General features: G+C 69.3%; 22 protein-coding genes. 17 read left to right on the forward strand and 5 right to left on the reverse strand.

Annotated elements, in window-relative coordinates:
- Position 1: 1 nt before the first annotated feature.
- Positions 2 to 712 (reverse strand): two-component system response regulator PrrA, encoded by a 711-nt coding sequence (gene prrA, locus SBI80_RS11420; RefSeq protein ID WP_318974660.1) that lies wholly within the window; start codon positions 710 to 712, stop codon positions 2 to 4.
- 126 nt (positions 713 to 838) lie between these two features.
- Between prrA and SBI80_RS11425 the strand changes: the two genes are divergently transcribed.
- The 11 genes from SBI80_RS11425 (at position 839) to SBI80_RS11475 (ending at position 13,931) form a co-directional block, all read left to right on the forward strand.
- Positions 839 to 1,828, forward strand: a complete 990-nt coding sequence (locus SBI80_RS11425) for a phospholipase D-like domain-containing protein (RefSeq protein ID WP_318974661.1) — start codon at positions 839 to 841, stop codon at positions 1,826 to 1,828.
- Positions 1,821 to 2,408, forward strand: a complete 588-nt coding sequence (locus SBI80_RS11430; protein WP_318974663.1) for a chromate transporter — start codon at positions 1,821 to 1,823, stop codon at positions 2,406 to 2,408. Before SBI80_RS11425 ends, SBI80_RS11430 begins: the two co-directional genes overlap by 8 nt.
- Positions 2,405 to 2,950: a chromate transporter gene (locus SBI80_RS11435; RefSeq protein WP_318974664.1), complete on the forward strand. Its 546-nt coding sequence runs from the start codon at positions 2,405 to 2,407 to the stop codon at positions 2,948 to 2,950. The genes SBI80_RS11430 and SBI80_RS11435 overlap by 4 nt, the downstream gene beginning before the upstream one ends.
- A gap of 114 nt (positions 2,951 to 3,064) precedes the next feature.
- The gene (locus tag SBI80_RS11440; RefSeq protein WP_318974665.1) at positions 3,065 to 4,945 is read left to right on the forward strand and encodes an ABC transporter ATP-binding protein; all 1,881 of its coding nucleotides are present in this window, start codon (positions 3,065 to 3,067) and stop codon (positions 4,943 to 4,945) included.
- Complete coding sequence (locus SBI80_RS11445) at positions 4,932 to 6,902, forward strand: ABC transporter ATP-binding protein (protein ID WP_318974666.1); 1,971 nt, start codon at positions 4,932 to 4,934, stop codon at positions 6,900 to 6,902. Before SBI80_RS11440 ends, SBI80_RS11445 begins: the two co-directional genes overlap by 14 nt.
- Entirely contained in the window at positions 6,899 to 8,719 is a 1,821-nt protein-coding gene (locus tag SBI80_RS11450; RefSeq protein ID WP_318974667.1) for an ABC transporter ATP-binding protein, read from the forward strand. Before SBI80_RS11445 ends, SBI80_RS11450 begins: the two co-directional genes overlap by 4 nt.
- A gap of 4 nt (positions 8,720 to 8,723) precedes the next feature.
- Entirely contained in the window at positions 8,724 to 9,680 is a 957-nt protein-coding gene (locus tag SBI80_RS11455) for a LysR family transcriptional regulator (RefSeq protein WP_318974669.1), read from the forward strand.
- Positions 9,681 to 9,774: 94 nt separating this feature from the next.
- Positions 9,775 to 11,133, forward strand: a complete 1,359-nt coding sequence (gene hisD / locus SBI80_RS11460; RefSeq protein ID WP_318974671.1) for a histidinol dehydrogenase — start codon at positions 9,775 to 9,777, stop codon at positions 11,131 to 11,133.
- Positions 11,130 to 12,002, forward strand: a complete 873-nt coding sequence (locus SBI80_RS11465) for a nitrilase-related carbon-nitrogen hydrolase (RefSeq protein WP_318974673.1) — start codon at positions 11,130 to 11,132, stop codon at positions 12,000 to 12,002. Before hisD ends, SBI80_RS11465 begins: the two co-directional genes overlap by 4 nt.
- A complete protein-coding gene (locus SBI80_RS11470) occupies positions 11,995 to 13,449 on the forward strand; it encodes a purine-cytosine permease family protein (RefSeq protein WP_318974675.1) in 1,455 nt (484 codons plus the stop codon). Before SBI80_RS11465 ends, SBI80_RS11470 begins: the two co-directional genes overlap by 8 nt.
- Before the next feature lie 44 nt (positions 13,450 to 13,493).
- Positions 13,494 to 13,931 (forward strand): hypothetical protein, encoded by a 438-nt coding sequence (locus tag SBI80_RS11475; RefSeq protein WP_318974678.1) that lies wholly within the window; start codon positions 13,494 to 13,496, stop codon positions 13,929 to 13,931.
- Here SBI80_RS11475 and SBI80_RS11480 read toward each other — a convergent pair.
- The gene (locus tag SBI80_RS11480) at positions 13,871 to 15,241 is read right to left on the reverse strand and encodes an NAD(P)-binding protein (RefSeq protein ID WP_318974679.1); all 1,371 of its coding nucleotides are present in this window, start codon (positions 15,239 to 15,241) and stop codon (positions 13,871 to 13,873) included. The two genes, SBI80_RS11475 and SBI80_RS11480, sit on opposite strands and share 61 nt — an antisense overlap.
- A 52-nt stretch (positions 15,242 to 15,293) precedes the next feature.
- Entirely contained in the window at positions 15,294 to 16,427 is a 1,134-nt protein-coding gene (locus SBI80_RS11485) for an FAD-dependent oxidoreductase (protein WP_318974682.1), read from the reverse strand.
- A 100-nt stretch (positions 16,428 to 16,527) separates the two neighbouring features.
- On the opposite strand from SBI80_RS11485, the gene SBI80_RS11490 reads away from it, so the two are divergent.
- A complete protein-coding gene (locus SBI80_RS11490; protein ID WP_318974684.1) occupies positions 16,528 to 17,070 on the forward strand; it encodes a TetR/AcrR family transcriptional regulator in 543 nt (180 codons plus the stop codon).
- A 97-nt stretch (positions 17,071 to 17,167) separates the two neighbouring features.
- Here SBI80_RS11490 and SBI80_RS11495 read toward each other — a convergent pair whose 3' ends face one another.
- Both SBI80_RS11495 and SBI80_RS11500 read right to left on the reverse strand, forming a co-directional pair.
- Positions 17,168 to 17,860, reverse strand: coding sequence for a hypothetical protein (locus SBI80_RS11495; RefSeq protein WP_318974686.1), 693 nt, complete (start codon positions 17,858 to 17,860; stop codon positions 17,168 to 17,170).
- 28 nt (positions 17,861 to 17,888) lie between these two features.
- The gene (locus SBI80_RS11500; RefSeq protein WP_318974688.1) at positions 17,889 to 19,370 is read right to left on the reverse strand and encodes a carboxyl transferase domain-containing protein; all 1,482 of its coding nucleotides are present in this window, start codon (positions 19,368 to 19,370) and stop codon (positions 17,889 to 17,891) included.
- A 38-nt stretch (positions 19,371 to 19,408) separates the two neighbouring features.
- Between SBI80_RS11500 and SBI80_RS11505 the strand changes: the two genes are divergently transcribed.
- From SBI80_RS11505 to SBI80_RS11525, 5 genes are read left to right on the forward strand one after another with little or no spacing between them, the layout of a single operon-like run.
- A complete protein-coding gene (locus tag SBI80_RS11505) occupies positions 19,409 to 20,143 on the forward strand; it encodes an enoyl-CoA hydratase (protein ID WP_318974690.1) in 735 nt (244 codons plus the stop codon).
- Between the two features lies 1 nt (position 20,144).
- On the forward strand, positions 20,145 to 21,254 hold the full coding sequence (locus SBI80_RS11510) for an MBL fold metallo-hydrolase (protein ID WP_318974693.1): 1,110 nt from the start codon (positions 20,145 to 20,147) through the stop codon (positions 21,252 to 21,254).
- 17 nt (positions 21,255 to 21,271) lie between these two features.
- On the forward strand, positions 21,272 to 22,900 hold the full coding sequence (locus SBI80_RS11515) for a serine hydrolase (RefSeq protein ID WP_413232698.1): 1,629 nt from the start codon (positions 21,272 to 21,274) through the stop codon (positions 22,898 to 22,900).
- Positions 22,897 to 25,284, forward strand: a complete 2,388-nt coding sequence (locus SBI80_RS11520) for a cation-translocating P-type ATPase (protein ID WP_318974695.1) — start codon at positions 22,897 to 22,899, stop codon at positions 25,282 to 25,284. The genes SBI80_RS11515 and SBI80_RS11520 overlap by 4 nt, the downstream gene beginning before the upstream one ends.
- 16 nt (positions 25,285 to 25,300) lie before the next feature.
- Positions 25,301 to 25,531 (forward strand): antitoxin, encoded by a 231-nt coding sequence (locus SBI80_RS11525; RefSeq protein ID WP_318974696.1) that lies wholly within the window; start codon positions 25,301 to 25,303, stop codon positions 25,529 to 25,531.
- Positions 25,532 to 25,533 lie beyond the last annotated feature (2 nt).

The raw sequence follows: 25,533 nt of genomic DNA on the forward strand, positions 1-25,533 counted from the left end.
CCTACTGCTGCCTCAGTACGAATCCCACGCCGCGGACCGTGTGCAGCAGCCGGGGTGCCCCGCCCGCCTCGAGCTTGCGGCGCAGGTACCCGATGAACACGTCGACGACGTTGGTGTCGGCGGCGAAGTCGTAACCCCACACCAGCTCGAGCAGCTGGGCGCGCGACAGCACGGCGGTCTTGTGCTCGGCGAGCACTGCGAGGAGGTCGAATTCGCGCTTGGTCAGGTCGACGTCGACTCCGTTGACCCGGGCGCGCCGGCCGGGGATGTCGACCTCGAGCGGCCCGACGGAGATGGTCTCCGAGGAGAACGTCGCCGTCGCCCCGCGCCGTCGCAGCAGGGCCTTGACCCGGGCCACCAACTCGGCGAGCACGAACGGCTTGACGAGGTAGTCGTCGGCGCCCGCCTCCAGACCGGCGACCCGGTCGTCGACCGAGCTGCGGGCCGAAAGCACGCAGACCGGTACGTCGTTGTCCATGGCGCGTAGTGCAGTGACGACGCTGACGCCGTCGAGAACCGGCATGTTGATGTCGAGAACGATCGCGTCGGGCCGGGTTTCGGTGGCGCTGCGCAGCGCCTCGGCGCCGTCGACGGCGGTCGAGACGTCGAAGCCCGACAGTCGTAACCCGCGTTCCAGCGAGGCCAGCACGTCGGGATCGTCGTCCACCACGAGTACTCGGGGGGACGCGGCACCGCTGGCTCCCATCTCCATGGGCTCATCTTGCCTGATGTCGGTACCCCGATGCGGTAGGCGCGTGCTTGTCGGCGGGCACTGGCCCGCGCAAATTTACGCGTTGGCAAAGCGGATGGGTGGTATGCAGTGCTAGCTTCAACTCTCGTGCAGCCGAGTGGGCCCCTGTTGATCGTCGAGCCGGACGACGGACTCGCCCCCGTCGTGAACTTCATCGCGTCGGCGCGGAAGTCACTGCTGATCAAGCAGTTCACCTTCACCGACGAAACCCTCATCGAAGCCGTGCTGGACCGCCAGCAGGCCGGTGTCGAGGTCCGGGTGATGTTGAACGCGGCGCGCTCCGGTGGTGACCGGGCGAACGACGAGACCTACGAACGCTTTTCCGCCGCCGGGATCGCCGTGCAGTGGGCCAATCCGAAGTTCTACGTGACCCACGAGAAGTCGATGGTCGTCGACGGGCAGACGGCGCTGGTCGCGACCTTCAACATGTGCCTGAAGTACTTCACCGCCACCAGGGACTACGGCGTGATCGTCTCCGATCCGGTGCACGTCGCGCAGATCGTCGAGGTGTTCGAGGCGGACTGGAACCACGACGACTGGGTGCCCGCCGCGTACGAGGGTCTGCTGTGGAGCAATTCGAACTCGCGGCTGCACATGGCGCGGTTCATCGACACGGCCACCCAACGCATCGACGTCCAGCACCCGAAGTTCGTCGACGCGGTGATCACCGATCACCTGGCGGCGGCGATCGACCGCGGGGTGAAGGTGCACGTGCTGTGCGGAGGCAAGCACGGCATCAGTGAGTGGGACGTGCTCGACACCTTCGCTTCGTTGCGCACACTGCGCCGATTCGGCGCCAAGGTGCACAAGCAGAAGAACCTGCGCGTGCACGCCAAGCTGCTGATCGTGGACGGCGAACGCGCGCTGGTGGGTTCGATGAACATCGACCGCAGCGCGTTCGACCTGCGCCGGGAGCTCGGCATCACGGTCGACGATCCTGCGGTCATTGCGCGATTGAAGGCGGTCTTCGACGAGGACTGGGCACTGTCGCACGCCTACGAACCGCCGGACCCGCTGCATCCCGAAAGTCACCACGAAGACGACTTCCCGCACGACCCCGAACTGGTCCATGAGTGAATCCGGACCGGCCGCTGCGCCGACGCCGGAGCGGGTCTCGCTGTTCGAGCTGGCCCTGACCTTCAACCACATCGCGCTCGCGTCGTTTGGCGGTGGACTGTCCGCGTGGTCGCGGGAGGTGCTGGTCGTCGACAAGAAGTGGATGGGTGAGGCGGAGTTCCTGTCCGCGATGACCATGTGCCGGATCCTGCCCGGCGCCAATCAGGTCAACATGGCCGTGTTCACCGGCACCAAGATGCGGGCGGTGCCGGGCGCCGTTGCCGCCGTCGTCGGGCTCTGCCTGATGCCGCTGGGGATCGTACTGGCGCTGGCGTGGCTGTACTTCACGTTCAAGGAGGTGCCAGCGGTCAAGGGGGTGCTGCACGGCGCGTCGGCGGCGGCGGTTGCGCTGACCCTGGCGATGGTGATCAAGACCGGCCAGAAGTGCCTGACCGGCGTGGTTCCCGTCGCGCTGTTCCTCACGGCCTTCGTGCTCAACGGCGTGTTGCGGTGGCCCCTGCTCGGCACCCTCGCGATCGTCGCGCCGCTCGGCCTGCTCTGGGCGTGGCCCCGGCGGCGCAGCCAGCAAGCCAGCTCGTGAGCACCTATCTGCAGCTGATCGTGCTGTTCGGTTCGCTGTCGCTGATGTCGATCGGTGGCGGCAACGCGGTACTGCCCGAGATGCACCTGCGCTCAGTGCACCAGCACCACTGGCTCAGCGATACGCAGTTCGCCGATCTGTTCTCCATCTCGCAGACGACGCCGGGTCCCAGCATCCTGATCGTCGGCATGGTCGGCTACGCCGCCGGGCTACCGGTCGGGGGCGTGCTCGGCGGCATTCTCGGGGGCGTCGTCGCCACCGTAGCCATGGTGATCCCCGCTGCGTCGCTGGTCTATGCCATCACGTTGTTCTGGGAGAAGGCCGAGCAGTCGAGCTGGCGGATCGCCGTCGAGAAGGGTTTCGCGCCGTTGACGGTCGGGCTGATCCTGGCGTCGTCTCTGGTGATGAGCCGCGCCGCCGACCATGACTGGCGGGCATACCTGCTGACGGCGGCCTGCACGCTGGTCTTCGTCCGCACCAAGATCAACCCGCTCGTCATCGTCGCGGTCGCCGGAGTGATCGGCTACCTGGGGATCGTTTAGGGCGGTTTCGGCGCGGTTACCCGCAGCAAGCGGGGGTTCCCGCGGCCAATTCGCAGCCGGGAGCCGGGGGTAATGATTTGACCTCAGCAATCGTTGAGGTTTTACGGTGACCACATGAGCATGGAATACGCGGCGAGCCGGGCCCTGTACCGGCAGAAGTCGGCGCGCGGGGGTGACCTCCGTGCGCTGGCCAACCGTGCCCTGCTCGAGCGCATCTGGACCTTCTCGGCGCGGCACCATCGCAGGCTCGGCGGATTCGTCGCGATCAGCGTGGTGGGAGCGCTGCTGGCGGTGTCGACGCCGGTGCTGGCGGGCCGGGTGGTCGACGCCATCGTGCATGGCGGGCGTCCCGCGACGGTCGTCGTCATCGCGGCCGTGATCGCCTTCGTCGCCTTGGCCGAAGCTGGCGTCGGCCTGCTGACGCGATGGTTGTCGGCAACGATCGGGGAAGGTCTGATCCTCGATCTGCGTTCGGCCGTGTTCGACCACGTGCAGCGGATGCCGGTGGCGTTCTTCACCCGCACGCGCACCGGCGCGTTGGTCAGCCGCCTCGGCAACGACGTGATCGGCGCGCAGCGCGCGTTCTCCGACACCCTCTCCGGGGTGGTGTCCAATGTGGTGACGCTGGCCCTGACGCTCGGCGTCATGCTCAGCATCTCCTGGCAGATCACGGTGCTGTCTCTGGTCCTTACGCCGCTGTTCCTGCTGCCAGCACGACGCATCGGCCGCACCATGGCCGCGCTGAGCCGCGAGGCAGCGATCCACGACGCGACGATGAATACCCAGATGACGGAACGCTTCTCGGCTCCGGGTGCCACGCTGGTGAAGCTCTTCGGCAACCCTGCCCGCGAGTCCGAGGAATTCGCCGCGCGGGCCGGAAGGGTGCGTGACATCGGGGTGAAGACCTCGATGCTGCAGGCCACCTTCATGAACTCGCTGACGCTGATGTCGGCGCTCGCGCTGGCCCTGGTGTACGGCCTTGGCGGCGTGCTGGCCATCGGCGGGCACCTGCAGGCCGGCGCGATCGTCTCGCTCGCGCTGCTGCTGACCCGGCTCTATGCGCCGCTGACGGCGTTGGCGAACGCTCACGTCGAAATCGCCAGCGCGCTGGTCAGTTTCGAGCGGGTCTTCGAGGTGCTCGACCTGGTGCCGCTGATCCGGGAGAAGGCAGATGCGATGGCCGTTCCCGACGGACCGGTGCGGGTCGACTTCGATGACGTCCGGTTCTCCTACCCGGCGGCCGACAAGGTGTCGCTCGCCTCCCTCGAGGAGGTCGCCGTGTTGGATGACCGTGGCGGTGACGAAGTGCTGCACGGGGTTTCGTTCACGGCGCTGCCGGGTCAGATGGTGGCGCTGGTCGGATCCTCCGGGGCGGGAAAGTCGACCATCGCCTCGTTGGCGGCGCGGCTCTACGACGTCGACTCCGGCGCGGTGCGGCTGTCCGGCATCGACGTACGCGACGTGTCGTTCGCGTCGCTGAAGGATACGGTCGGCGTCGTGACCCAGGACGGCCACCTGTTCCACGAATCGATTCGTGCCAACCTCGTGCTCGCGGCCCCCGGCGCATCGGACGACCAAATCTGGGAGGCCCTGCGCCGGGCGCGGCTGGCCGAGGTCGTGGCCGACATGCCCGACGGGCTGGACACCGTGGTGGGGGAGCGCGGCTACCGGCTCTCCGGCGGCCAACGCCAGCGGCTGACGATTGCGCGGCTGCTGCTCGGCCGCTCGGGAGTCGTCGTGCTGGACGAGGCGACGGCGTCGCTGGACTCCGAGTCCGAGGCGGCCGTGCAGCAGGCGCTGGCCGAGGCGCTGGACGGACGCACCTCGATCGTGATCGCCCACCGGCTGTCCACGATCCGCGCGGCCGACGTGATCCTCGTCGTCGAGGACGGTCAGATCGTCGAACGCGGTACGCACCGGCAGCTCCTGGCCCGCCATGGGCGCTACACGGAGTTGTACGAAACCCAGTTCCGCGACAGCGATGCCGCCGCGTGACGCGGGCGGGCCGGCCCGCACCGTGACGACGCCGGGGCTGCGCTCCGAACCCGCGCTGGCTCCGCCGCCCCGTCGGATCAGGTCCTCCTCGGACATCCTGCGGCTGCTGCCGTATCTCAAGCCGTACCGCGTGCGGTGGACGGCGATGCTGATCGCCGCGCTGCTCAGCCTGGTGGCCACCGTGGCGATCCCGCTGATGACCCGGGCCGTGATCGACGGTCCGGTGCGCCATCAGGACCAGCGCCAGCTGTGGGTGCTGGGGTCGGCCGCGATGGCCCTGCTGGTGTCGGAGGCGGTGCTGTGGTTCGTCCGGCGCTGGCTGGTCTCGCGGGCCACCATGGGGGTCGAGGCCGACATCCGCAAGGACCTGTACGCGCGGTTGCAGATCCTGCCGATGTCGTTTCACGGCAAGTGGCAGTCGGGCCAGCTGCTGTCGCGGGTGATGAACGATCTGAGCACCATCCGCCAATTCCTGTCGTTCGGCCTACTGTTCTTGTTGCTCAACGTCATTCAGATCGTGGTGGTGACGGGCATCCTGCTGGTGATGTACTGGCCGCTGGGTGTCGTGGTCGTGGTGTCGATCGCGCCGATCACCGCGACGGTGCTGCACTTCCAGCGCCAGTTCACCAAGCTCTCGCGGGCCGCGCAAGACCAGTCCGGCAACGTCGCCACCCACGTCGAGGAGCAGGCGCTGGGCGTCCGGGTGGTCAAGTCGTTCGGTCGCGAGCAGTACGCGTACGACCGATTCGACCAGCGCGCGACCGCCCTGTTCGCCACCGAGGTCGCCAAGGTCGGGGTGTCGGCGAAGTTCTGGACGCTGTTGGAGGCCATTCCGAGTGCGAGCCTCATCGTCGTGCTCGGCCTCGGCGCCTACGCGGCGGGCAGTGGCCTGGTGACCATGGGCACGCTGGTCGCGTTCATCACGATGATGCTGTCGCTGGTGTGGCCGATCGCGTCGCTGGGCTTTCTGCTGTCGATGACCCAGGAGGCCATGACGGCGGCCAATCGGGTGGTCGAGATCTTCGACGCACCATGGGAGATCACCGACGGACCCGTGCAGGTCACGCCGCGCGGTGGCCGCCTCGAACTGGTCGACGTCGGCTTCCGGTTTCCCGACTCCGACGAGTGGGTCCTTCGCCATCTCGACCTGACCGTCGAGGCGGGTGAGACGCTCGCGCTGGTCGGTGCGACCGGGTCGGGCAAGTCGGTGCTGGTGTCGCTGCTGTCGCGGCTGTACGACGTCTCAGAGGGTGCGATCCTGATCGACGGGCACGACATCCGCGACCTGTCGCTGCCGGCGTTGCGGCAGGCGGTGGCGACGGCCTTCGAGGATCCGACGCTGTTCTCCATGTCGGTGGCCGAGAATCTGCGGCTGGGCCGGCCGGATGCGACGCAGGAGCAGCTCGCCAAGGCCGTCGAGGTCGCCGCGGCGCAGTTCGTCTACGACCTCCCGTTCGGTCTGGACACCCGCATCGGCGAGCAGGGCATGAGCCTGTCCGGCGGTCAGCGTCAACGGCTTTCGCTGGCTCGGGCGCTGCTCGCGGCACCGTCGATCCTGGTGCTCGACGACACGCTGTCGGCGCTCGACGTGCACACCGAGGCCGTGGTCACCGAGGCGCTGAGCCGGGTGCTGCGGACGCGCGGGGCCGCGGGGCAGGAGCAATCGGTGACGGGCGTGATCGTGGCCAACCGGGCGTCGACGGTGCTGCTCGCCGACCGGGTGGCGCTGCTCGAGGGCGGCACCATCACCCGGGTGGGCACCCACGCCGAATTGCTGGCCGACGCCCCGCAGTACCGGTATCTGCTGGCCGCCGACGACGAGTTCGACGACGGCACCGAACGCGACTGCGACTGGGAGCGCGACGAGGAACGCCAACGGCTGGACCACCTGTACCTCGAGCGTCCGCGCGACGAGGACCGCGACTACGTCGCCTCGGAATCCGAGCAGCGGTCATGAGCACCATCGACTGGCGGGGTCGCGCCGTCAGCAACGACGACGACGACCTCCCGATCGACGAGTCGATCTCCCGGCGGCGCGAGGCACGCGCGCTGCTGGGTTCGCTGTTGCGGCCCTACGCCACCGTCGTCGCGCTGCTGTCCATCGTCATCGTCGTGGAGAACGCGGCGCGGCTGTCGCTGCCGCTGCTGGTACAGCGCGGCATCGACCACGGCATCCCGCCGATCGTCGACGGTGGGTCACCCCGCGAGCTGCTGCTGATCGTCGGTGCGCTGTGCGGAGTGGTGCTCCTACAGGCCGTCAGCCGGATGTTCTTCCTGCGGCGCTCCGGGCGGATCGGTCAAGAGGTGCTGCTGGAGTTGCGGCGCAGGATCTTTCGGCACTTCCAGCGCCTCGACGTGGCGTTCCACGATCGGTACACCTCGGGTCGGGTGGTGGCCCGCTCCACCAACGACGTCGAAGCCATCCAGGACATGCTGCAGACCGGGTTCGACGGTCTCATCACCGCGATCCTGACGCTGCTTGGCACCGCGGTGCTGCTGGTCACCCTCGACGTGCGACTGGGCCTGATGTGCCTGTGCGCCTTCCCGATCCTGGTCGTGCTGGTGTGGTGGTTTCGCACGCAGTCGGCCAAGACGTACAAGCTGGTGCGCGAGCGCGCGGCGCTGGTGATCGTGCAGTTCGTCGAGACGATGACCGGGATCAAGGCCGTGCAGGCCTATCGGCGCGAACCGCGCAACCAGCAGATCTTCACCGACGTCGCCGACGACTACAAGGACGTCAACGAGCGAGCCTTCAAGCTGCTGGCCGTGTTCATGCCGGGCGTGCGCCTGGTCGGCAACGTCACGACCGGTGGCGTGCTGCTCTACGGCGGCTACCGGGTGCTGCACGGTGAGATGACGCTCGGCACGCTGACCGCCTTCCTGCTGTACCTGCGTATCTTCTTCGAGCCGATGCAGGAGATCTCGCAGTTCTTCAACACCTTCCAGTCGGCCGCGGCGACCCTGGAGAAGATCGCCGGCGTGCTCGCCGAGGCGCCGGGCATCCAGGATCCCGACCGGCCAGTCGAGCTGGGCAACGTCAAGGGCGACATCGGGTTTCGCGAGGTCGAGTTCTCCTACGTCCCCGGCCGGCCGGTGCTGCCCGGCCTGGACCTGCGCGTGCCGGCGGGGCAGACCGTGGCGCTGGTGGGTACCACCGGCGCGGGCAAGACCACCATCGCCAAGCTGATCGCCCGGTTCTACGATCCCACCTCGGGCGCCGTCACCCTAGATGGCGTCGATCTTCGCGACGTGGCACAAGCCGAGCTGCGTCGGCACGTGGTGATGGTGACCCAGGAGAACTTCATGTTCGAGGGCACCATCGCCGACAACATCCGGTTCGGCCGCCCGGATGCCGGCGACGCCGAGGTGCGCGCGGCTGCCCAGGCCGTCGGTGCCGACCGCTTCATCGATGCCCTGATCGACGGGTACGACACCGACGTCGCCAAGCGCGGCGGCCGGTTGTCCGCGGGTCAGCGTCAGCTGATCGCCTTCGCACGGGCGTTTCTCGCCGACCCCGCCGTCCTCATCCTCGACGAGGCGACGTCCTCGCTCGACATCCCCAGTGAGCGCCTGGTGCAGCGGGCGTTGGCCACCGTGCTGGCCGACCGGACGGCGGTGGTGATCGCACACCGGCTGTCCACCGTCGAGGTTGCCGATCGGGTCCTGGTGCTCGAGCATGGCCGGGTGGTCGAGGACGGGACGCCCGACGAGTTGATCCTCGGCGACGGCCGGTACGCGGCACTGCATCGCGCGTGGGTCGAGTCGCTGGCCTGACCGCATGACAGTCAACGTGACCCTCAACCAGCTGCGTGCATTCCTGGAGGCCCACCGGCTCGGCTCGTTCACCGCGGCGGCAGAGGCGCTCGGCGTTGCCCAGGCGTCGATTTCGGAGTTGGTGCGCCGGCTGGAGGACGAGCTGGCCGCGCAGCTCTTCGTCCGCGGCAGTCGCCGGCTGGCGCTCACCGCCGCGGGGTGGGAGCTGCTGCCCTATGCAGAACAGGTCGTGCAGGCCACCGACACGGGGACCAGGGCCGTGCGGGCGCTCGGTTCGCTCGGCGGCGGTACCGCGACCTTCGGCGTGCCCCGCAATGCCGACTACTACCTGCTGTCGAGTCTGGTTCAGACGTTCCATTCGCGCTACCCCGCGGTGCGGGTGCGGCTGGTCGGGCAGAACTCGGCCGAGACCGCCGCGGCGATCCAGGCCGGGGAGATCGAGGCGGGCATCCTCATCCTGCCGATCGACGACGAAGACCTGACCGTGCGTCCGCTGCTGCGCGACGAGGTGTTCTACGTCAGCGCCGATCCCGCACGCACCGCCGAGCCCGTCACCATCGCGCAGTTCGCCGCGGCCGATCTGGTGCTGTACGACGCCCACTACGGCTGGAAGGACCCGACGCGGCGCCAGCTGGCCGAACGCGCTCAGCTGGCAGGGTTGCGGCTGGAGCCGATGATCGAGCTCGAGCACGTGGAGTCGGCGCTCAAACTGGTGGCCAACCGCGTCGGCGACAGCATCGCCAGCGGCGCGGTGATCGACAGCGTGGCCTGTCCTCGGGGTCTGTTCACTGCGCCGTTCGCCGAGCCGCTCTACGACGTGATCGCGCTGGCGCAGCACCGGGCGCGGCCGCTGTCGAACGCCACCAGGGAGTTCGCCCGGCTGGCCGAGGACACCATTCGCGAGCTGGGCGTCCCCGACGACGACGGTTCGCTGCCGCGGGTGGCACGCAGAGGACGCTGACCTGGGCCGTTGGCCTTGCATAGGAGAACCCTATGGTTGGATGAGGATCTCACCCTCTAGTCCTATGGTGAATTCCGGCCTAGCGTCCTCCGTCATGCAGATAACCCCTACCGAGGCCCGCGCCCTCGGCCCGCTGACCTGGTTGAAGCGACCCGCCGTGGACGGCCCGCCCGCGCAACGCGACCCGAAGGTCGTCGAGCGGGTCTCGGAGATGCTGAGCACCATCGAGCGCGGTGGACTCGATGCCGTCCGTGCCTACGCCAGGGACCTGGACGGCTGGACCGGTGACCTGGAGGTGGCCGCGGCCGACCTGCGCAAGAGCGGAGACGCCCTGCCGGCCGACGTGCGTGAGGCGCTCGAATTGGGTCATGAGCGCACCCACCGGTTCGCCGTCGCTCAGCGGGAACGGATGACCGACTTCGAGATCGAGCTCGCCCCAGGCCTTTCGGGCGGGGTGCAGTACATCCCGGTCGCGCGGGTTGGTGCGTACCTGCCCGCCGGTCGCTTCCCCCTGCTGGCGAGCGCGTTCATGACCGTCGGCGTCGCCAAGGCGGCCGGCGTCCCGACGGTGCTCGCCTGCACGCCGCCCTCCGGTGAGCACGGGGCACACGCCGCGGTGCTCTACGGCGCGTACCTGTCCCGCGCCGACCGTGTGTTCGCCATCGGTGGGGTGCAGGCCCTGGGCGCCATGGCATTCGGGCTGCTCGACGACGCCCCCGTCGACATGGTCGTCGGTGCGGGCAACGCCTACGTCACCGAGGCCAAGCGCCAGCTGTTCGGCAGGGTCGGCATCGATCTGCTCGCCGGACCGTCGGAGGTCGCGGTGCTGGCCGACGAGACGGCCGACCCGGAGTGGGTGGCCGCGGACCTGCTCGGCCAGGCCGAGCACGGGCCCAACTCGCCGGCGGCGTTGATCACCACGTCGGAGGCACTGGGCCGCAACGTCATCGAGGCCATCGACCGGCAACTGGCGACGTTGACCACCCGGGAGATCGCCGGTGCGGCGTGGCGTGACTTCGGCTCGGTGATCGTGGCGACCGATGCGGCCCAGGCGGCGGCGGTCGCCGACGTCCTCGGTCCCGAGCATCTCGAGGTGCAAACCGCCGACGACGACTACTTCCTCAAGGAACTGCGCAACTACGGTTCGCTGTTCCTGGGCAAGTGGAGCACCGTGGCGTACTCCGACAAGGGGATCGCCGGCCCCAATCACGTTCTGCCGACTGGAAAGACGGCCCGCTACAACGCCGGATTGTCGGTGGGCCGCTTCCTGAAGCCGCTGACGTATCAGCGGGCCGGCCGCGACGCCACGGCGGCGCTCGCACCAGCGGTCGAACGTATCTCCGCATTCGAGGGGCTGGCGGCTCACGAAGCCACCGCGACCATTCGCATCGACGAGATCGGGCGGCACTCGGGTGCCTTCGACGGCACCCCTGCGGTCGATCGAGGGCGATGAGTACGAGGGTGCGGGTCTCCGCGGTGACGGTCGAGATCGAGTTCGGCGCGGTGGACACCAACCTCGCCCGCATCCGTGCCGCGTTGCAGGGCCTTGATCCAGACGGTCCGCATCTGGTCGTCTTCACGGAGCTGGCGACCAGCGGCTACGTGTTTCGTGATGCGGCCGAGGCCCGTTCGCTGGCCATGCGGGCCGACGACCCGCGGCTGGCGGCGTTGGCCGCCGCCGTACCGGCGGGCGCCGTGGCGGTGCTCGGCTTCTGCGAGACCGACGGCGAGCGGTTGTTCAACTCGGCCCTGGTACTCGATGACACCGGGGTGCTGGGCTGCTATCGCAAGGCACACCTGTGGGGTGCCGAGAACGAGGTCTTCACGCCGGGGCCCGAGGCGGGGATGGTCGTGGAGACCGCGTTCGGCCGGCTCGGCGTAGCCATCTGCTACGACGCCGAATTCCCGGAGCTACCACGCAGATTGGCGCTGGCAGGTGCCGAGATATTGGCGCTGCCGGTGAACTGGCCCCTGGTGAATCGTCCCGACGGTGAGCACCCGCCGGAGACCATTCAGGCGATGGGGTCGGCCCGATCGTCGCGGCTGCCAATCGTCATCGCCGACCGGCACGGCAGCGAGCGGGGTGTCGAATGGACGGGTGGCACGGCCATCATCGATGCCGACGGGTGGATCGCCGCCACCGTCGGTGGGGGTACGGCCGCCAGTGCAGATGTCGAGCTGTCACGCGACAAAACCCTTGGTGCGCACAATGATCTGTTCGCAGATCGCCGTCCGGAACTCTACGGCGACATCATCGACGGGGACAGCGGCGTGCCCCGGTCATCCGGCAGTACGAGCGAGAAGCGAGAAATCCATGTCTGACACGCCCGCGATCGAATCGAAGTCGATCGACTGGATCCCCCTGGACGAACGGCGGGGCAGACCGGCCACGCTGTTTCCACTGTGGTTCATGTCCAACGCCAACCTGACCACGCTCGCGACCGGCATGGTCGGTGCGGCACTGGGGGCGTCACTGCTCACCTCCCTGCTCGCCATCGTCTCAGGGGCGGCGGTCGGCACGGTCTTCACGGCGTTCCACTCCGCGCAGGGGCCGCAGCTCGGGCTGCCGCAGATGATCCAGTCGCGGGCCCAGTTCGGCTACCGCGGGGTCGTGGTGATCTGCGCGGTCGTGGTGTTCAGCATCGTGGGGTTCAACGTCTTCAATCAGATCCTGGCCGCGGACGTCCTGACCCTGACCACGGGAACCGACCTGCGCGACCTGTGGTTCGTGGTGATCACCGGGCTCGCCCTGGCGCTGGCCATCTACGGCTATCACTGGATCCACCGCTTCCAGACTTGGCTGACGTGGGTGTTCCTGGCGACGTTCGGCGTGTTCACCGTCGCGGCACTGATCTGGTCGCAGATCCCCGCCGGGCAGCTGGGCTTCGGTGGCTTCACCTGGGCGGCGTTCCTGGTGCAGTTCGGGGCGGCGGCGGCCTACGCCCTGGGGTGGGCGCCGTACGTGTCGGACTACTCCCGCTACCTGCCGCCGCAGACGAGCCCGCGAAAGGCGTTGTGGTACACCTACGCCGGGGTGTTCGTCGGTGCGGTGTGGTTGATGGCGCTCGGCGCCCTGGTCGCCGCGCTATTCGCGGGAGCCTCTCCGCTGGATGCGGTCAACCAGGCCGCCAATGGTCTGCTGCCCGGTTCGGGCACCTGGCTCCTGGTGGCTGCGCTACCGGGCCTCATCACGGTCATCACCGTGAACATCTACGCCGCGTCGCTGGAGTTGATCACGATGCTCGACTCGTTCCGGGCCGTGCGTCCGACGCGGCGGCTGCGGGTCGTCTCCTGCAGCCTGATCGCCGCGGCCGGTTTGCTCGGCGCGATCCTGTCCACCGGTGAATTCCTGGCCAACTTCGGCAGCTTCCTGGTAGTTCTGCTGTACCTGCTGGTGCCGTGGACGTCGGTCAACCTGGTCGACTACTACTTCGTGAGGCGCGGTCACTATGCGGTCCGGGAGATCTTCGTACCCAAGGGTGGCGTCTACGGCACCTGGGGCTGGCGGGGGCTGGTCGCCTACCTCGTCGGCATCGTCGCGATGATCCCGTTCGTGGTGACGGTCTGGTACACGGGTCCGATCGCCTCGGCGATGGGCGGGGTCGACATCGCACTGTTCGTCGGGCTGGCGGCCTCGGCCGTGGCCTACGTGGCGATGGCACGATCGCTGGACCTGAACGCCGAAATCGCAAGGGCCGAAGCCGATTCCCGTGACCACGGCATCGAAGCCGTCAGCTTCTCGGGGCGGACCGCGCCGGTCGAGACCTGACGCAGGGGTGGCGGTGGCGGCGCACTGGTGCCAGAGTTGACTCCATGTTCGCCGCCGCTTGGCCCTCCACCCTTGGACGACGGGCCTGCGCGGCGCTCGCGGTGGGTTCGGCGGTCCTGCATGGGTTGATGGTGGGCTCGGTCGAGAACGTCGGCGTCGCAACGCTCGTCATCGTGATGGCGGTGGCGTGCCTGTATTGCGCGCGGGAGTTGTGGATGGCCGGCTCGCTGCGGGCGTGGTGCGTCGTGGCGGTGATGAACCTCGGCATGGTTGCGGTGCACTGGTCGATGCCGGGTCATCACCACGGCCAGGTGGTGGACGTGACCTCGGTCGTGCGGGCCGGACCGATGCCGACGCTGATGCTGGTGGCGACCAGCCTCTCGATCGTCGAGGCCGCCATCGCCGCCGCAGTGCTGTGGGTTCAGACCCGAAGCAGGGCCTCGAGCTTGGCGTTGGCCTCGACCAGCCGCGGCGCGATCTGAAGTAGCGCGTCACGCGCGTCGTCGGCTCCGGCGCCCATGTGGCTGGCGGCATTGAGGCGGGCCCCGCTGAGCCAGGTCATCAGCTCGGGGTCGTCGAACCACCTCAGCTGGTTGCGATTGGACTGCAGCGTCATGGTTGCCCAGTCCAGCGGACGGGTCGGGTGGGGCACCGGCCGGCAGTAGTCGTTCCTGGTGTCGTCGTCGAGGCCCATCGCCTCGACGTGGGCGGTGAACGCGGCGCTGAAGGTGGGCTGGCACGTGCGCAGGGACTGCAGGGTGATGTGGTCGCCGGCGAATACCGGCGTCGACTCGCGGGTGCCGATCCCGTCGCCCGTGCAGTCGACGTAGAGGGCTCCCGGATCGGTGTCGCGGATGCCACCGTCGAGCACGATGCGGCCCGGTTCCAGCGCCTGGACGCGACCCATGCGGACGACGTCGCCGATCAGCCGCAGCTTCGCGAGCTCGTCGCGGGAGACGATCGCGCACCGATACATGGTGGGTCTGACCGTCTCGTCGATGCGCAGCAGGCAGCCGCGTTCGCCGAGCCGGGTGAAGAGGTCGTCGACGTCGTCGGCGGCCCTGATGGCACGCCACTGCGCGGACAGGTCGGCCAGCACGCGGCGGGCGAACGCTCGGCCAGGTTGCACCGCCGCGCGGTCCAGTAGCCAGGAGTCACGGGGCTTGACCCAGGTGATCCGCTCGGGTGCGATGCCGTGGCGCAGCAGCCACAGGCAGGAGTCCATCGACGTCTTGCCGCCGCCGATGATGACGTATTGATCACGAAACGGCTTGGTGGGCAACGCGTTCGGAGCCACGCAGTCCACACCCGTCGCCACGTGGTACGGCGGTGGCCGCATCGATGGCGCGACCACGCCGAGGTAGGTGGCATCGACGACGCGGCGCCGGACCTCCACGCGATGCTCGTCACCTGCGAGAGTGCGAAAGCGGTTGTCGCCCAGGTGTTCACTCATCGGGAAGTACGAGACGCGGCCGCTGGGCAGCAGGTGCTGACGCAGCACGGCCTCGTAGTAGGCGCAGACCTCGGCGCCGCTGGCCAGCTCGTAGAACCCCTGATTCCAGCCGGCGGCGTCGATCGTGTCGCTGCCGAGGCGGCGGGAGTTGACGCCGTAGAACGCCGAGGGCTGATGAAGCCGCACGAAGGGGTAGGCGTTGAGCCAGTGCCCGCCGGGTTGGTCGTTGCGATCGACCAGTGCCACCGTGGCATCGGTTTCGGCAACCAGGGTGTCGACGAACGCCATCCCCATGGCCCCGGCGCCCACCACCAGGTAATCGGCTTCGATCGTCTGCATCGTGACCATCCAACTCTGCGGTGAGGCGGTGAACGCCGGGAGGGTGCCCGGTTCAGCGATACACCAACCCCGACAGGCGCGACGCCAGGGCGCGGGTGACCGGGGGCGTGCGGCCGACGGTGCCGAGCAGGGCGTTGCGGACGGGTCGGAGGGGCCGCGGCATGGTGGCCAGGCGGGTGAGGCGGTCGGTAAGGGCGATGACCTGCTTGGCGATGGGCCGGCGGGTGCTGCCGTAGTCGTCGAGCAGCGCATCTGAGCCACCGGCGAGCACGGCGGTCAGGGTCTCCGCCAGCGCCACGGCGTCCTGGATGCCGAGGTTCATGCCTTGGCCCCCGGCGGGACTGTGCACGTGCGCGGCGTCCCCGGCAAGCAGCACGCGACCCGCGCGGTAGGTGTCGGCGACGCGGTGATGGATGCGAAAACGTGAACCCCAGGCGACGTCGGCGACGGTGATGCCACCGGGTCCCCTCTCCTCGAGCAGGGTCTGCACCAGGTCGGCACCGGGGTGTTCGGGGGCGTCGTCGACCGGCGCGACGATGCGGAACGAGCCGTCGGGCAGGGGCGCGACGACGGTGAGACCCGCACTGGCCCAGAACAGGCGGACCTCGTCGGTGGGCACGTCGCCGCGCAGGCGAGCGTCGGCGAGGACGAAGGAGTGCTCGTACGCACCGCCGGTGAACCCTATGCCCGCTGCGTCGCGGACGGTGCTGTGCATGCCGTCGGTGCCGACGAGGTAGCGCGCCCGCAGGGTGTCGCCGTCGGCGAAGCTCGCGGTGACGCCGGCGTCGTCCTGGGTGAGGCCGGTCAGGGTCATGGGGCGGACGACGTCGCCTCCGAGCTCGCGGACGCGGTCGAGCAGGATGCGCTCGGTGGTCGACTGGGGGACCAGGAGGGTGAACGGATAGTCGGTGGGCAGACCGCTGAAGTCGATCGTCAGAAGCGTCGTGGCGCCGTCGAGGATGGTGAAGCGGGGTGCCTCGACGCCGTCGGTGACCAGGCGGCGGGCGACGCCGATGCGGTCGAGGACCTCCAGTGACCGGGCGTTCACGCCTGCGGCGCGCGAGGTGTTCGCGCCTTCGGCCTGGCGGTCGACGATGGCGACCCGGATGCCTCGGAGCAGCAGCGCTGCGGCCAGGGTCAGCCCGGTGGGCCCGGCCCCCACGATCGCTACGTCGACGTCCTGCATGGCAGCCTCCTCGGTTCGCAAAAAGCCAACGCGTGTTGACTTTCCTAGCGTGCGCCTCTGCTGCGCCAAAGTCAACGCCCGTTGGCATATGGTGGTCGGTGTGGGGACGAAGGCCGATCGGACCAGGGCGGCGATCCTGGCGGCCGCCCGTGAGCGGTTCGCCGAGGCGGGTTACGAGGCCTCGACCATCAGGGCCATCGCGGCCGACGCGAACATCGATCCCTCGATGGTGATGCGCTACTTCGGCAACAAGGATCAGCTGTTCGCGGCGGCCGCCGAGTTCGACCTCCGGTTTCCCGACCTGTCCGACGTGCCGGCGTCGTGCCTGGGCCCCGCGTTGGTCGACCACTTCCTGTCGCGGTGGGAGGACGACGATGCACTCGTCGTCCTGTTGCGATCGGCGACCACCAATGCCGAAGCAGCCCAGCGCATGACCGACATCTTCGCCGCGCAGCTCCTGCCCGCGATCGCGAAGGTCGTGCCCGATGACGCCCCGCGACGGGCCGGACTGCTAGCCACTCAGATCCTAGGGATGGCGTTGTGCCGCTTCGTCCTTCGATTGCCGCCCGTCGTCGCGCTGACCCGCGACGAGCTGATCGATTGGCTCGGGCCGACGTTGCAGCGGTATCTCACTGCGCAGTAGTCACGTGTGTTCGATCGACGGGTGTGCGCAGGGTGGGGAACAGCAGCCGGCTACCGGGGGTGGTGGTGTGGGTGTGGCCTTCGGACCCCCATGCCATTCAGGCCTCCAACTCACCGGCGATGCCGCGCTCGATGGCTGCCCGCGTCACCGCCGGCAGTACGACCAGACCCTCCAGCTCCCGCTGCGCCTTGGAGTAGGCATTGCGGCGCTCGTCGGCCGTGGCGGCGCCATCCCCAGCCACCCGAAGCAGCCGCGACGCCCGCTCCAAACGCTCCTGCGCGTCGGAGGAGAAGTCGCTGCGCCGCCGCCTCATCGCCTCGGACTCGGCCACGTCGAACGCCGACGCATAGGCGTGCACGGCGTCGCGGTACTCCAGCTGCGCATCGCGGTCACCGGCGATGTCCTCGGCGCGCGCCGGCCGCAGCAGGTCTGCCCGGCTGCGGGCGCGGTGGAACTCGGCCGTCAGCGGCTCACGCATGTCGGTCATCAACGGAAAGTCCAGCAGCTTGGCGACGTCGATCTCGTACTCCAGCCAGCGGGCGTCGGTGCGATCGTGCTGCTGCAGCACCTTGGTGACGTCGCGGCGCGAGGCGACCTCGTCGACCCTGCCCCGGCCCGAGGCCTCCGCCAGCGCGACCTTGGCCTGCTGCTTGATGCGGTAACGCTCGAGCCGGCGCTCGGCACGCCGCTCGTTGGCCGCGCTGATCGCCCGGACGCCACCACCGATGACGCCGCCAAGCGGGAAGATCAGCCACCAGAAGTTGCCGGCGAAGTGCAACACGGATTCCACCGTTCCCAGAATGCCACCAACGCGGCGGTCAGCGAGCCAGCCCGATCCCGCGGTAGTGCCGCAGCCGCGACGCCATCCGTTCGGCCGGGCTCAGCGCCCGCAGCGACCGGAGTTCGGCCGCGATGGTCGCCGAGAGCCTGCCGGTGAACTCCAGCGGCGTGTCGGCGGCGTCGGTGTGCTCGGGCACGATCGCGTCGACGATGCCGTTGCGTAACAGGTCCGACGACCGAATGCCTTGAGCCGCAGCCAGTTCGGGAGCGTGGTCTACATCGCGGTAGACGATGGCGCTGACGCCCTCCGGCGGCAGCGGCGCCAGCCAGCCGTGCAGCGCGGCGAGCACCCGGTCGGCGGGCACCATCGCCAGCGCCGGGCCGCCGCTGCCCTGCCCGAGGAGCACCGACACCGTCGGCGTGTCGAGCGTGACGAGCTCGGCCAGGCACCTGGCGATCTCACCCGCGAGCCCACCCTCCTCGGCCTCGGCGGACAGCGCCGGCCCTGGGGTGTCGATCACCAGCACCAGCGGCAGCCGCAACCCCGCCGCAAGGGCCATCCCGCGGCGCGCCTCGCGTAGTGCCTGCGGCCCGGCGAGCCCGCCCCCGACACCCCGCTGCTGGCCGACCACCACCGCCGGCTGGCCGCCGAACCTGGCCAGCGCCAGCAACGTCGTCGCCGCCTCACCGTGCCCACCGGTGCCCGACAGCAGGACGCGCTCGGTGGTCCCGTGCCGTAGCAGGTAGCCGATGCCCGGCCGGTCGGGCCGTCGCGAGATCTCCACCGAATCCCACGCGGGCACGTCGGGGATGGGCTCCGGCTCAGGGGCCCGCGGTGGCACGCCCGGCGCATCGGAGACCACCTTGAGCGCGCGGTCCAGCGTCGAGCGCAGCAGTCCGATTGGCACCACGCCGTCGATGACGCCGTGACGGTGCAGGTTCTCCGCGGTCTGGATGCCCGTCGGGAACGGCTCGCCGTAGAGGTGCTCGTAGACCCGCGGGCCAAGGAAGCCGATCAGCGCGCCGGGCTCGGCGGCGGTGACGTGACCCAGCGACCCCCAGGACGCGAACACCCCACCCGTCGTCGGATGTCGCAGGTAGACCAGGTAGGGCAGATGCGCCCGCTTGTGCAGTTCGACGGCCGCGGAGATCTTGACCATCTGCAGGAACGCGACGGTGCCCTCCTGCATGCGGGTGCCACCCGAGCTCGGCGACGCCACCAGCGGGAGCCGTTCGGCGGTCGCGCGCTCCACCGCGGCGGTGATCCGCTCGGCGGCGGCCACGCCGATCGACCCCGCCAGGAAGCCGAATTCGCTGGCCACCACGGCGACGCGCCGGCCGAACACCGTGCCCTCGCCGGTCAGCACCGACTCGTCGAGTCCGGTGGCCTCCCTGGCGGCGGCCAGCTCGCGCCGGTACTCGGGGTCGGCGCCGACGTCGAGCGGGGTGACGTCCCAGCTGACGAACGACCCCTCGTCGAGGACGGCGTCGCGCAACTCCATGGCACCGATCCGGCTCACCAGGAAAGGCTAGTGGGTCGCTCTATAGGCTGGGCGCCATGATTGGTGTTACCCGCGACGGGGCCGTGTTGACCTTGGAGATGCAGCGTCCGGAGCGCCGCAATGCGCTCAATGGCGAGTTGGTCGATGGACTGCGGGAGGCCGTGCAGAAGGCCTCCACCGAGGACGTGCGGGCGATCGTCCTCACCGGCCAGGGGCACGTGTTCAGTTCGGGCGCGGACCTCTCCGGGGGCCAGGGCGTCGCCGACGAGCTGCCCGACAAGGCCAAGGCCCTCAACATCGCGATCGACCAGGCGCCCATTCCCGTCATCGCCGCGATCAACGGCCCGGCGATCGGGGCCGGCGTCATCCTCTCGATGATCTGCGATCTGCGGGTCGTGGCGCCAGAGGCGTACTTCCAATTCCCGGTCGCCAAATACGGTATCGCGCTTGACAATTGGAGCATCCGCCGGCTGACGTCGCTCGTCGGTGCCGGCCGCGCGCGCGGCATGCTGCTGGCCGCCGAACGACTGAGCGCCGACGATGCGATGCTGACCGGCATGGCCAACCGCGTCGGGACGCTGGCCGACGCGCAGGCCTGGGCCCAGGAGATCGCCGGGTTCGCCCCGCTGGCGCTGCAGCACGCCAAGCGCGTGCTCAACGACGACGGCGCCTACGAGGACGCGTGGCCCGCGCACCAGGAACTCTTCGACCGGGCCTGGTCCAGTCAGGACATCATCGAGGCGCAGGTGGCCCGGATCGAGAAGCGGCCAGCCAAGTTCAAGGGCGCCTAGGGTGTTCTGGCGGGCGAGCCGGTTGATCGGCGGGACGGCCGCCGTCGTTGGCGGCGGCTGGGCCCTTCGGGCGCTGCAGGGCGCACCCGAGGCCCTCGGCGCGTCCCCGGTCGCCATCGACGCGGTGACCAAGCGCTCGCCGCACCAGCGCGACGGCGTCTTCGTCAACCTCGAGCCCGCCTCCGAGACCAGCCTGTCCCGCCAGCAGCAGTTCACCCTCGCCCGCGAGGTCATCGCGGGTAGCTCGGATCAGCATCCGGCCGAGCCCGTTCCGCTGGTGTCGCCGGATCCGAGCGTCGTCGCCGGTGAGCTCGCCGTCACCTGGTACGGGCACTCCTCGGCGATGATCGAGGTCGACGGCTACCGCGTGCTGGCCGATCCGGTGTGGAGCGACCGCTGCTCACCATCGCGTGCGGTGGGCCCGCAACGCCTGCACCCGGTACCCGCGGAGCTGGAGGAGCTGCCGGCGATCGATGCGGTCATCATCAGCCACGACCACTACGACCACCTCGACGTCGACACCATCAAGCAGCTCGCGCTGACCCAGCGGGCAAAGTTCTTCGTCCCGCTCGGCATCGGGTCGCACCTGCGGCAGTGGCACATCCCCGAGGACCGGATCGTCGAGCTCGACTGGAACGAGAGCGCCCACGTCGGTGAGCTCGAGCTGGTCTGCACCCCGGCGCGGCACTTCTCCGGCCGCTTCCTCACGCGCAACCTCACGCTGTGGTCGTCGTGGGCGGTCATCGGGCCGCGGCATCGCGCGTTCTTCGGCGGCGACACCGGATACACCAAGAGCTTCACCGACATCGGCTCCGACCACGGCCCGTTCGACGTGACGCTGATGCCGGTCGGGGCCTACCACCCCGGCTGGCCGGACATCCACATGAACCCCGAGGAGGCGGTCCGCGCGCACCGCGACGTGACCGACCGCGGTCTGCTGGTGCCCATCCACTGGGCCACGTTCCGGCTAGCGCCCCACCCCTGGTCCGAACCCGTCGAGCGGCTGCTGGTCGCCGCCGAGGGAGAGGGCGTTCCAGTGGCGACGCCAAAGCCCGGACAGCGCATCGAATCCATGACATCGGCGGCGTTGGACCCGTGGTGGCGCGCCTAACCGGTTAGCGTGCTGGTGTGCCGCATTCCCCGCTGTTTCGCCTGGTGATCCTGACGACCGTCGTGAGCGTGCTCGGTGGCTGCGCCGCCAAGTCCGGGCCGCCGGCCGCGCCCTCGAGCAGCCCGCCCGCCGCCGTGAGTGCCCCGACGTCGACCGACGTGCCACCGCCGCTCGTCCCGGCAATGCCGTTGCCCGACAACGCCGTCGACGCCGCCGTTGCCAAACTCGACGGCATCGCCGACGAGCTGATGAAGGCCTCCGGCATCCCTGGCATGTCGGTCGCAGTGGTGCACGGTGGAAAGACCGTCTACGCCAAGGGATTTGGTGTGAAGGACGTGCGCAACGGGGACGCCCCGGGCAACCGCGTCGACCCCGACACCGTCTTCCAGCTGGCCTCGCTGTCCAAGCCGCTCGGCTCGACCGTGGTCGCCCATCTGGTCGGCCAGGGTGCGATCAGCTGGGACACCCCGATCGTCGAGAAGCTGCCCTGGTTCGCGCTTGCGGATCCGGCCGTCACGAAGATGGTCACGATCGGTGACATGTACAGCCACCGCTCCGGGCTGCCCGACCACGCCGGTGACCTGCTCGAGGATCTGGGGTACGACCGGCGCGAGATCCTGGACCGGCTGCGTCAGCTGCCGTTGGCGCCGTTCCGTACGTCCTACGCCTACACCAACTTCGGGCTCACCGCCGGTGCCGAGGCGGCGGCGCAGAGCACCGGCGAGTCCTGGGAGGACCTCAGCCAGGAGGTGCTGTACGGCCCACTCGGCATGACGTCGACGAGCTCGCGCTTCGACGACTATCAGGCCAGGCCCGACCGCGCCGTCGGCCACATCCACGTCGACGGCTCGTATCAGCCGCTCTACGTTCGCGACGCCCAGGCCGAGGCACCTGCCGGCGGGGTCAGCTCGTCGGCCAACGACATGACCAAGTGGTTGACGATGATGCTGGCCGATGGCAGCGTCGACGGTCGGCAGATCGTCGACCCGAAGGCACTGTTGCCCGCCCTCACCCCGCAGAGCGTGGCGAGCCCGCCGTCCGAGCCCGCCGCGCGCCCCGGGTTCTACGGCTACGGCTTCAACGTGGGTACGACGGCGGCGGCGCGCCAGCAGTTCAGCCACTCCGGCGCCTTCGAGCTCGGCGCGGGCACCAACTTCGTCATCATCCCGTCGGCCGACGTGGCGATCGTCGCGCTGACCAACGCCACCCCGTCCGGTGTCCCCGAGACGCTGACCGCTGAATTCGCCGACCTGGTCCAGTTCGGCCAGGTGCGCGAGGACTGGCGCGGGTTGTACGCCAGGGCATTTGCGGCCATGGAGCAACCGATGGGTGCCCTGGTGGGGCAGAAGCCGCCCACCAACCCGGCGCCCGCACCGCCGACGCCGTCGCTCGTCGGCACCTACGACAACGGTTATTGGGGTCCCGCCACCGTCACCGACGTCGACGGCAAGCTGACCCTGGCGCTGGGGCCGCGGGAGACGTTCGACCTGACCCATTGGGACGGTGACGTGTTCACGTTCGTGCCGCGCGGTGAGAACGCCCCGCCGGGCACCATCTCGAAGGCGACGTTCTACGGGAACCAGCTGAATCTCGAGTTCTACGACCAGGAGAAGATGGGCACCTTCACCAAGGCCGTCGGACGATGACGGCGGCTGCATTGGCGGTCGGGCTCTCCGACGCCGAGGTGGCCCAACGGGTCGCCGACGGCAAGACCAACGACGTACCGAGCCGGGCCACCCGCAGCACCGGGGACATCATCCGCGCCAACGTCTTCACCAGGATCAACGCCATCCTCGGCGTGTTGCTGATCATCGTGCTGTCCACCGGTTCTTTCATCAACGGGCTGTTCGGCATGCTCATCGTCGCCAACAGCGCCATCGGAATCATCCAGGAGCTGCGCGCCAAGCGGACGCTCGACGAGCTGGCGATCGTCGGACAGACGAAACCGTTGGTGCGCAGGCAGTCCGGCACTGTCGAGCGGGCGCCTGGCGAGGTCGTGCTGGACGACGTAATCGAGCTGGGGCCGGGGGACCAGATCGTCGTCGACGGCGAGGTGCTCGAGGAGGCAAACCTCGAGGTCGACGAGTCGCTGCTGACCGGCGAGGCCGATCCGATGCCGAAGGGCGTAGCCGACGAGGTGAAGTCGGGCAGCTTCGTCGTCGCGGGCAGCGGCGCCTACCGCGCCACCAGGGTCGGTCGCGAGGCCTACGCCGCCAAGCTCGCCGAGGAGGCCAGCAAGTTCACCCTGGTGAAGTCCGAACTGCGCAGCGGCATCGACGCGATCCTGCGCTTCATCACCTATCTGCTGGTGCCCGCCGGACTGCTCACCATCTACACCCAGCTGTTCACCACCGATGCCGGCTGGCGAGAGTCGGTGCTGCGCATGGTCGGAGCCCTGGTGCCAATGGTGCCGGAAGGCCTGGTGCTGATGACGTCGATCGCCTTCGCCGTCGGGGTGGTGCGATTGGGCCGGCGTCAGTGCCTGGTGCAGGAGCTGCCCGCCATCGAGGGACTGGCGCGCGTAGACGTGGTGTGCGCCGACAAGACCGGCACTCTGACCGAGAACGGCATGCGGCTGGCCGACCTCGAGACGTTCACCGACGACGACTGTGCGACCGTGCTGGCCGCCCTGGCCGGTGACGATCCGCGCCCCAACGCCAGCATGCAGGCCATCGCCGAGGCCTACGACACCCCACCCGGCTGGACGGCGACGGGCAGTGCGCCGTTCAAGTCGGCGACCAAGTGGAGCGGCACGTCCTATGGGCCGCAGGGCAACTGGGTCATCGGTGCCCCCGACGTCCTGCTCGATGCATCGTCCCCGGACGCCGAGGCCGCCGAGCGCATCGGCGCCAAGGGCCTGCGCGTGCTGCTGCTCGGCTCCTCCGACCGCCCGGTCGACGCCCCCGACGCGCCGGGCACCGTCACCCCGGTGGCACTGGTCGTCCTCGAGCAACGGGTGCGGCCCGACGCCAAGCAGACCCTCGACTACTTCGCCGCCCAGAAGGTCACGGTGAAGGTGATCTCCGGCGACAACGCCGTCTCCGTCGCGGCGGTGGCCGACACCCTCGGCCTGCACGGCCAGACCATGGACGCGCGGCAATTGCCCGACGAGACCGACCAACTCGCGGACGCGCTGGAGGAGTACACCACCTTCGGCAGGGTGCGGCCCGACCAGAAGCGGGCGATGGTGCATGCGCTGCAATCGCGCGGGCACACGGTCGCGATGACCGGCGATGGCGTCAACGACGTCCTGGCCCTCAAGGACGCCGACATCGGCGTGGCGATGGGATCGGGCAGCTCGGCGTCGCGTGCGGTGGCCCAGATCGTGTTGCTGGACAACAGGTTCGCCACGCTGCCCTACGTCGTCGGCGAGGGCCGGCGGGTGATCGGCAACATCGAGCGGGTCTCCAACCTGTTCCTCACCAAGACGGTGTACTCGGTGCTGCTGGCCGTGCTCGTCGGGCTGGCCGGCCTGTCGGCCAAGTTCCTCGGCACCCCGCCGTTGCCCTTCCCGTTTCAGCCCATCCACGTGACCATCGCGGCCTGGTTCTCCATCGGCATCCCCGCGTTCATCCTGTCCCTGGCACCCAACCGCGAACGCGCGCATTCCGGCTTCGTCCGCCGGGTGATGTCCTCGGCGCTGCCAAACGGCCTCATCGTCGGCACGGCCGCCTTCGCGTCTTACCTGGCCGCCTACCGTGGCCGGTCGTCGACGACGATGGAGTTGACGCAGGCGTCGACGGCGGCACTGATCACGCTGCTGGTCGGCGCGCTGTGGGTGCTGTCGGTGGTGGCCCGCCCGTACGAGTGGTGGCGGGTCGCCCTCGTGGGTGTCTCCGCGGTCGCCTACCTGGTGCTCTTCTCGGTGCCGTTGGCGCAGCGGGTGTTCATGCTCGACCCGACCAACGCGACCGTCACGTCCACCGCCCTGGCGATCGGCTTGCTCGCCGCGGCCCTCATCGAGGTGGTCTGGTGGATGCGGGGCCGCTTGCTCGGGGAGAAGCGGCGCTTCTGGCGCACCGAAGACTAGTGATTATGGTGGAGCCATGGGATTTCTGGACAAGGTGAAGGACTTGGCGTCGAAGAACGCCGACAAGGTCGACACGGTGATCGAGAAGGCCGGTGACCTCGTCGACGAGAAGACGCAAGGCAAGTACGCCGAGCAGGTGGACAAGGTGCAGGAGGCGGCCAAGAAGGCGGCCAGGGATCAGGCCGGCAAGACCCAGCCGCCCGAGGCGCCGCCCGCCGCGCCGGCCGGACCCCCGCCGACCTCCTAGCC

The sequence above is a fragment of the Mycolicibacterium sichuanense genome, assembly GCF_033741125.1.
Classification (GTDB): Bacteria; Actinomycetota; Actinomycetes; order Mycobacteriales; family Mycobacteriaceae; genus Mycobacterium.

Excerpts from the sequence above, each read along its gene's own strand:
- SBI80_RS11470 (WP_318974675.1), top strand. The coding sequence starts at position 11,995 with ATGTCTGACACGCCCGCGATCGAATCGAAGTCGATCGACTGGATCCCC.
- SBI80_RS11455 (WP_318974669.1), top strand. The coding sequence starts at position 8,724 with ATGACAGTCAACGTGACCCTCAACCAGCTGCGTGCATTCCTGGAGGCC.
- SBI80_RS11480 (WP_318974679.1), bottom strand. The coding sequence starts at position 15,241 with ATGCAGACGATCGAAGCCGATTACCTGGTGGTGGGCGCCGGGGCCATG.
- SBI80_RS11430 (WP_318974663.1), top strand. The coding sequence starts at position 1,821 with ATGAGTGAATCCGGACCGGCCGCTGCGCCGACGCCGGAGCGGGTCTCG.
- SBI80_RS11465 (WP_318974673.1), top strand. The coding sequence starts at position 11,130 with ATGAGTACGAGGGTGCGGGTCTCCGCGGTGACGGTCGAGATCGAGTTC.
- SBI80_RS11485 (WP_318974682.1), bottom strand. The coding sequence starts at position 16,427 with ATGCAGGACGTCGACGTAGCGATCGTGGGGGCCGGGCCCACCGGGCTG.
- SBI80_RS11505 (WP_318974690.1), top strand. The coding sequence starts at position 19,409 with ATGATTGGTGTTACCCGCGACGGGGCCGTGTTGACCTTGGAGATGCAG.
- hisD (WP_318974671.1), top strand. The coding sequence starts at position 9,775 with ATGCAGATAACCCCTACCGAGGCCCGCGCCCTCGGCCCGCTGACCTGG.
- SBI80_RS11525 (WP_318974696.1), top strand. The coding sequence starts at position 25,301 with ATGGGATTTCTGGACAAGGTGAAGGACTTGGCGTCGAAGAACGCCGAC.
- SBI80_RS11445 (WP_318974666.1), top strand. The coding sequence starts at position 4,932 with ATGCCGCCGCGTGACGCGGGCGGGCCGGCCCGCACCGTGACGACGCCG.
- SBI80_RS11440 (WP_318974665.1), top strand. The coding sequence starts at position 3,065 with ATGAGCATGGAATACGCGGCGAGCCGGGCCCTGTACCGGCAGAAGTCG.
- SBI80_RS11450 (WP_318974667.1), top strand. The coding sequence starts at position 6,899 with ATGAGCACCATCGACTGGCGGGGTCGCGCCGTCAGCAACGACGACGAC.
- SBI80_RS11475 (WP_318974678.1), top strand. The coding sequence starts at position 13,494 with ATGTTCGCCGCCGCTTGGCCCTCCACCCTTGGACGACGGGCCTGCGCG.
- prrA (WP_318974660.1), bottom strand. The coding sequence starts at position 712 with ATGGAGATGGGAGCCAGCGGTGCCGCGTCCCCCCGAGTACTCGTGGTG.
- SBI80_RS11520 (WP_318974695.1), top strand. The coding sequence starts at position 22,897 with ATGACGGCGGCTGCATTGGCGGTCGGGCTCTCCGACGCCGAGGTGGCC.